This window comes from Xanthobacter autotrophicus (genome assembly GCF_030015065.1).
Taxonomy (GTDB): Bacteria; Pseudomonadota; Alphaproteobacteria; order Rhizobiales; family Xanthobacteraceae; genus Xanthobacter; species Xanthobacter autotrophicus_D.
Genome location: NZ_JAIVFN010000349.1, coordinates 1 through 481 on the forward strand (window position 1 = coordinate 1; position 481 = coordinate 481).

Annotated in this window: 1 protein-coding gene; it reads right to left on the reverse strand. The window is 61.3% G+C overall.

The annotated features are described in order from the left end of the window. Positions 1–384, reverse strand: a 384-nt coding sequence (locus K9U40_RS23480; RefSeq protein ID WP_282892472.1) for a DUF932 domain-containing protein, incomplete at its 3' end; no start/stop codon positions are given. Positions 385–481 lie beyond the last annotated feature (97 nt).

Consider the following 481-nt stretch of genomic DNA (forward strand, 5'->3'; position numbering starts at 1 on the left):
CACAAGGCCATTGCTGCAAACGAATCTGAACTGGCCCGCCAGCATCTGATAGCTGCTGGTGCCATCGTGCGAGTTCAGCAGCACGATTTCGTTAGCCTCCGCGCCGTTGATCTGGCTGGCATGGCGCAGGCGCAGCATGTGTTTCGTGTGCTCGCGCTTGCCTTCATCGCGCACGCGGGTCTGCGTCACCATGAAGGGTTGAAACCCCTCCTTGCGAAGCTCGGTCAGCACCGCCGCCGTGGGGATATAGGCGTACCGCTCGGAACGGCTTTGGTGCGGGGCATCCGCGAAGATGGATGGGGCTACGCGGTGAATCTGGTCATCGGACAGCGGGTAGTCGCTGCGCAGCGCGGGGGAGTGGGAAGCAAAACGGTTGGCAAGCATGTCTTTCTCCTGACTTGGCTGTTGAAGAAACACCGGATTCCTAGATTCGGAGCCCAGCCTTCCGGCTGTTCGGTGCGGTCGGCACGAGGAACCCGGT